The 6,000-nt window shown below is 37.8% G+C and carries 7 protein-coding genes; all 7 read left to right on the forward strand.

Annotated features, from left to right (window positions below):
• The first annotated feature begins 551 nt into the window (after nt 1-551).
• The 7 genes from A7D14_RS06620 (at nt 552) to A7D14_RS06650 (ending at nt 5,822) form a co-directional block, all read left to right on the forward strand.
• On the forward strand, nt 552-884 hold the full coding sequence (locus tag A7D14_RS06620) for a cupin domain-containing protein (RefSeq protein ID WP_067031772.1): 333 nt from the start codon (nt 552-554) through the stop codon (nt 882-884).
• A 29-nt stretch (nt 885-913) separates the two neighbouring features.
• Nucleotides 914-1,096, forward strand: coding sequence for a hypothetical protein (locus tag A7D14_RS06625; protein ID WP_067031793.1), 183 nt, complete (start codon nt 914-916; stop codon nt 1,094-1,096).
• A 453-nt stretch (nt 1,097-1,549) separates the two neighbouring features.
• Nucleotides 1,550-2,680, forward strand: a complete 1,131-nt coding sequence (locus tag A7D14_RS06630) for an NAD(P)/FAD-dependent oxidoreductase (RefSeq protein ID WP_067031775.1) — start codon at nt 1,550-1,552, stop codon at nt 2,678-2,680.
• Nucleotides 2,680-3,390, forward strand: coding sequence for a methyltransferase domain-containing protein (locus A7D14_RS06635; protein WP_067031778.1), 711 nt, complete (start codon nt 2,680-2,682; stop codon nt 3,388-3,390). Before A7D14_RS06630 ends, A7D14_RS06635 begins: the two co-directional genes overlap by 1 nt.
• Nucleotides 3,391-3,475: 85 nt before the next feature.
• A complete protein-coding gene (locus A7D14_RS06640) occupies nt 3,476-4,528 on the forward strand; it encodes a type III polyketide synthase (RefSeq protein WP_067031796.1) in 1,053 nt (350 codons plus the stop codon).
• 57 nt (nt 4,529-4,585) lie between these two features.
• On the forward strand, nt 4,586-5,383 hold the full coding sequence (locus tag A7D14_RS06645) for an enoyl-ACP reductase (RefSeq protein ID WP_067031781.1): 798 nt from the start codon (nt 4,586-4,588) through the stop codon (nt 5,381-5,383).
• A 1-nt stretch (nt 5,384) separates the two neighbouring features.
• Complete coding sequence (locus A7D14_RS06650) at nt 5,385-5,822, forward strand: 3-hydroxyacyl-ACP dehydratase FabZ family protein (protein ID WP_067031784.1); 438 nt, start codon at nt 5,385-5,387, stop codon at nt 5,820-5,822.
• Nucleotides 5,823-6,000: the final 178 nt, after the last annotated feature.

Consider the following 6,000-nt stretch of genomic DNA (forward strand, 5'->3'; position numbering starts at 1 on the left):
GCGGTCAAGATAGGACAAAAAACGGACAAGAATCTGCCCTGGTTTACTTAAGAACAAGTAAGACTGATGGAACCATTGAGAAATGGTGGAATGTTCTGTTTTTTTTTAAAAATAGTACCGGTTTGACCGGCGGAGAAATGCTTCTGAATTTTTTTGGAAGCTCAGAAAAGGGCAGGAACTAAAAAACACTGCCCTTTTTAAAACGAAGCGTCAAACTTCCAAAAAGACTATAGCCTCCATAATTCAAGATTTTTGAAATCCCAAACTAAGGAAAGAGCCCAACAATTAATGATAAATCAATACCCTGATGCGAAAATGTGCAATCTATTTCATTCTTTTTTTAGCAATGATCTTGCTGGCCAGCACATTACCATAAAGTAATGATAACTTAAATAATATACGATGTCCAAAGAAAAAGAAGGTAAGCGAAAATCTGACAAGACGACCCCCTTAAAAACTGCTAAAGAGAAGAAAGCGGCCAAAAAGGCAATGCGTGATGCTAAAAATAGGTTGCAATAGAAAAAAGAAGCACAACAACCCCAGCATAGATTATGGAGACAGGTGAATTTGAGGAGTCCAAGACCTTTAATTTGGAAGCGCTATTGGAATATAGCACCAATGCCATCGTAATAAAGAACATAAGTGTTCGGAACAACTGTGTTATACAGGCATTCGCATTTGATTTTGGCAAGGTATTGTCCCATGATGAATCGCCGTTTACTCGATTCATTCATGTTATTGAAGGAAAGGCCGAGGTGGTCATAAACGGGAATTCCACTTTTATGGGGAGCGGAGATTCCTTATTGATACCTGCATATACACCCAGTTCCATTGAAGCAAACCATAAGTTCAAAATGTTATGTGTTACCGTGAAGAGCACATAATCCGCTCACCTCTACAAAATACGGAAGCTATGGAAAAGAATGCCAAAACGCATAGATATAAAAAAGGAGACCTTGTCTTCGCAAAAGTAAGGCCCAGTGTTGTACTTGTTGTGCAGTTGTATGTCCGAAAGGTCTACTACTGTGCCATCTCAAACAACCCTGCCGCAAATGAATTGGTTTATTTGGATAGTGAACTTAAACCCTATGTTTAAGTATGTCCTATCGATTTCTAATTCTATAAAACAACATCATTGAATCTGAACATGGAGTATTTAATTGTCAAGTTTATTCTAATTCACTTTGTAGTGGGCAGTATCAGAGGGTTTTACAGATACCTAATGATTGAAAAATACCAATACAATTACTATGATAACAATTCCATGAAACTTGGATTTAGATTGGCGCACAACTGGTTATATAGCACTTTTAACTCAACAACTCTTTTCATTTCAGTTTGCTTGACCATTCTGGTATTAATCATCTCCATAGCCTGATCATTATAGATGGTTCGATCATCCCTACACATTTTAGTGCCCAATTTGTTATGGATAGTGATTAAATATTTTATGATTAATCTGAAAGTCTACGAAAATAGATTATCATAAACGGTCTGTAATTCGGTTAGGTTACTTAATATTGGTGTGGTTCATTATCAAGGATTTTAAATGACAAGCCAACAATTTGATGTAATTATTATCGGAGGCGGTTTAGCCGGATTAACCAGCGCCATTCATCTAGCGCAAAATGATTTCAAGGTGCTTCTCATTGAAAAAAACAGTTTTCCCAAGCACAAGGTCTGTGGTGAATATGTATCAAACGAAGTTTTGCCCTATTTGGAATATTTAGGCTTCAACCCTTTTGAATTTGGGGCAAAGCGCATCACCAATTTTGAACTTACCACACACAACAACAAAACCATACAAACTGAATTGCCCCTTGGTGGATTCGGAATGAGCCGATACCAAATGGATTTTCAGCTATATAAATTGGCATTAAGACAAGGGGTTTCAGTAGTAAAGGATACTGTGGACGATGTGATATTTGAACATGACGTTTTTAGCGTTCAAACTAAATCAGGTCAAAGTTTTACTTCAAAAATCACTATTGGTGCCTTTGGGAAACGATCCAATTTGGATACTAAGCTTCAGCGTTCGTTCATCACCGAAAAATCTCCATACCTGGGTGTAAAAATTCATGTGTCAGGTGATTTTCCTGAAAATAAAGTGGCACTTCACAATTTTAAAGGGGGTTATTGTGGTGTATCCAAAGTTGAGAACGACCACATTAATCTATGTTACATCACCAACTACAAGGCATTTAAACGCTATAAGGACATTGATGCCTTTCAAAATGACGTTATCTTTAAAAACCTTGCTTTAAAGGAGCTATTTCAGAATTCAAATGCTGAATTCGATAAACCGTTGACCATCAGTCAAATTTCCTTTGCGACCAAAAATCCCATTGAAAACCATATGATCATGTGCGGTGATTCGGCAGGAATGATTCATCCACTATGTGGAAACGGAATGGCTATGGCGATACGGAGTGCACAATTAGCATCAGGTCTTATTATTGACTATCTTCAAAATAAAATAGATACGCGAGCGGCATTAGAGCGAAAATATGCCAAAGTCTGGAACAAAACGTTCAGTTTAAGATTAAAAGTCGGCCATGGCATTGCCTATTTATTCAGACAAGATTGGTTGGCACCAAAATTACTGGTAGTTTTAAGGAGCACACCTTTTTTGATACCGCTAATTATTAGAATGACACACGGAAAGCCCATGAAAGTTTAATGAACTTATTTGTAGACACCACATACAGAAGCAATGCCACAGAGCTTATGGATGATTTTTCCATGAAGGGTGAATTGCTTCGAGATACGTTGGATAAGCTGGGTAAAATAAATAAATGGCTTGGTGGAAATCATGTGACCTTGGATGGTCTACGCCAATTGCTGAAAAATCAACCCAAAGATAAAACCTATACCATTGTGGATTTAGGTTGTGGTCATGGTGATATACTAAGATTGATTGCGGATTATGGGAGAAAACACAAGTATTCGTTCAATCTCATCGGTATTGATGCGAACCAAGATGCCATTGACTATGCCGTGGAATTATCTGAAGGGTATGATGAACTATCATTTAAAAAGCTGGATGTTTTTTCCGATGAATTTCAAAGTTTGGATTATGACATTGTGCTTTCCACCTTGTTTTTGCATCATTTGAATCAAGATGAAATCCATACCCTACTAAAAACCATACAATCAAAGACAAAGCTTGGCATCGTTATCAATGATCTACACCGCAACAGCATTGCTTATGGATTATTTAAATTATTGGGCCTGGTCATTTCCAACCATATGATTGTAGAAGATGGATTAACCTCTATTTTAAGGGCATTTAAGCGGGAAGAATTAGAAAACATTTCAAAGCAACTGAACCTTAGATCACAAATTTGTTGGAAATGGGCATTCCGCTACCAATGGCTAATTAGGAGTTAATTTAGAATAAAATTGTCACGCTGAGCTTATAGAAGCGTCTCAAAATAGGAAACAAAAAAGATTCCTGTCTATGCAGGAAATTAATATGGCAGTACGAATAACATCGGTCGCAAAGCAACTTCCAAAATATACCAGAGAAACCAAAGATATTTTACCGTATGTAGCACTTTGGCTCGAAGGACAAGAAGAACGTTTTAAACGCAAAGTCCTCAAGATTTTCGAGAATGCGGCTGTTGACAGGCGTTATTCCATAATGAGCCCAGAGGAAGTGTTTTTAAAAACTTCGTTTGAAGAAAAAAATGACATTTACGTTAGAGAATCCATTAAACTGGCAGAGAAAAGTTTGTTGAAAGCCTTGGATAAAGCCAATTTGGAACCAACAGATTTGGACTATATCATCACGGTGAGTTGCACAGGTATCATGATTCCTTCTTTGGATGCTTATTTGATCAATCGTCTAAAGCTAAAACAGGATATTGTTCGGTTGCCAGTAACCGAGATGGGGTGTGCCGCAGGCGTTTCAGGGATTTTATATGCTAAGAATTTTTTAAAGGCCAATCCCAACAAAAGGGCTGTTGTTATTGCTGTTGAGTCGCCAACCGCAACCTTTCAACTCGATGATTATTCGATGGTCAACATTGTGAGTGCAGCCATATTTGGTGATGGTTGTGCGAGTGTTATTCTATCCTCTCACGAGGATGAGGTTGGTCCAGAAATCAAGGATGAAGCCATGTACCACTTTTATGATGCAGAGCATATGATGGGATTTAAATTAAGGAATACCGGGCTACAAATGGTTTTGGACCGATCCGTTCCCCAGACCATTGAAGATCACTTTCCGAATATTATTCATCCCTTTTTAGAGAAAAATGGCCTAACCATTGAAGATGTTGATCATTTAGTATTTCATCCAGGGGGCAAGAAAATTGTCCAAACGGTTGAAGATCTTTTCGGTGATTTAGGCAAGAATATTGACGATACAAAAGAAGTTTTAAGGCTGTACGGCAATATGAGCAGTGCCACAGTGCTATATGTTTTAGAACGATTTATGGATAGGAAATTACCAAAAGGGGATACAGGCATTATGCTCAGTTTTGGCCCTGGTTTTTCTGCTCAGAGAATATTATTGGAGTGGTGATAAAATAACTATTTTGTCATGCTGAGCCTGTCGAAGCATTTCATTTTCAGATAAACTATGACTACAGAATTTAAAGATAAAAATTATTGGGCCTTGGTGCTTGGTGGTAGCAGCGGCCTAGGATTGGCAACAGCGAAAAAATTGGCCAAACATGGCATGAACATTTGTGTTGTACACCGTAATCCTAGAATGCAAGAAGAAGCTATTTCCAAAGAATTTAAAATAATAGAGCAAGAAGGAATACGATTCAAGGCTTTTAACAGTGATGCTTTTCATCAACAGAAAAGAAAGGCCATTGTACAAGAATTGAAATCAATACTAGGCGAAAATCAAAAAATAAAAGTACTCGTCCACAGTGTTGCGAAAGGGAATCTAAAACCTATGGTTTCTGACGAAAAAGCGGAACTACAGCACGATGATTTCATATTGACCATACAGGCCATGGGGATTAGTTTGTACGACTGGACCAAATCAATTTTTGAAGCAAAACTATTCGCAGAAGATGCCCGAGTATTAAGTTTTACGAGCGAGGGCAATTCCAAAGCTTGGCAGAGTTATGCCGCCGTTTCGGCAGCCAAGGTAACGCTAGAGGCCATCAGCAGAAACATGGCATTGGAGTTTGCACCTTACGGAATTAAGGCCAATTGCATTCAAGCTGGGGTAACGGACACCACATCGTTGCGCATGATTCCTGGCAGTGAACAGATTATTAAATATACCTTAAAACGAAATCCAAATAAACGTTTGACTACTCCGGAGGATGTGGCCAACGTAGTTTATTTACTAACAAAGGACGAAGCCTCATGGATTACGGGAACGGTAATTCCGGTGGATGGGGGAGAACATTTGGTATAAAATGAAGGCATCCGAGATTATAGCGCTATTACCTTATCAAAGACCGTTTTTGTTTGTTGATGATATTGATTCAATTACTGAAAACAAGATTATTGGGCACTATACATTTAAAAACGATGAGTTTTTTTATGAAGGACATTTTAAGGACAACCCAATAACGCCGGGTGTGATTCTTACGGAATGTATGGCACAAATTGGTTTGGTTTGTTTGGGCATTTATTTGGTGAAAGATGAATTAAAGAAGTCACAAAAACCACAAATAGTCTTGACCTCGCATCAAATGGATTTTTATTTACCGGTTTTACCCGGCGAAAAAGTCCAAGTACATTCAGAAAAGGAAGTATTTCGATTCAATAAATTAAAATGTAATGTAAAAATGCTCAACGAGGACGGAGACTTGGTAGCAAGAGGATTAATTTCAGGAATGTTGAACGTATGATTAATTTAATACAGCCAATTGGAAACTCTGTTGTCACACTGAGCTTGTTGAAGTGTGTCACAGAAAAAAAGATTTAAATTAAAGATGGAAGTCTTCGACAGGCTCAGACTGACAGAGAAGTGATCAATTGTACTTAGGGTAAACTTTTAAATTGTAGTTTCAAGAAGAAAATATAGAT

Origin of the sequence: Allomuricauda sp. CP2A (assembly GCF_001683915.1) — a bacterium.
Lineage (GTDB): Bacteria > Bacteroidota > Bacteroidia > Flavobacteriales > Flavobacteriaceae > Flagellimonas.

Excerpts from the sequence above, each read along its gene's own strand:
- A7D14_RS06620 (WP_067031772.1), top strand. The coding sequence starts at position 552 with ATGGAGACAGGTGAATTTGAGGAGTCCAAGACCTTTAATTTGGAAGCG.
- A7D14_RS06625 (WP_067031793.1), top strand. The coding sequence starts at position 914 with ATGGAAAAGAATGCCAAAACGCATAGATATAAAAAAGGAGACCTTGTC.
- A7D14_RS06635 (WP_067031778.1), top strand. The coding sequence starts at position 2,680 with ATGAACTTATTTGTAGACACCACATACAGAAGCAATGCCACAGAGCTT.
- A7D14_RS06650 (WP_067031784.1), top strand. The coding sequence starts at position 5,385 with ATGAAGGCATCCGAGATTATAGCGCTATTACCTTATCAAAGACCGTTT.
- A7D14_RS06630 (WP_067031775.1), top strand. The coding sequence starts at position 1,550 with ATGACAAGCCAACAATTTGATGTAATTATTATCGGAGGCGGTTTAGCC.
- A7D14_RS06645 (WP_067031781.1), top strand. The coding sequence starts at position 4,586 with ATGACTACAGAATTTAAAGATAAAAATTATTGGGCCTTGGTGCTTGGT.
- A7D14_RS06640 (WP_067031796.1), top strand. The coding sequence starts at position 3,476 with ATGGCAGTACGAATAACATCGGTCGCAAAGCAACTTCCAAAATATACC.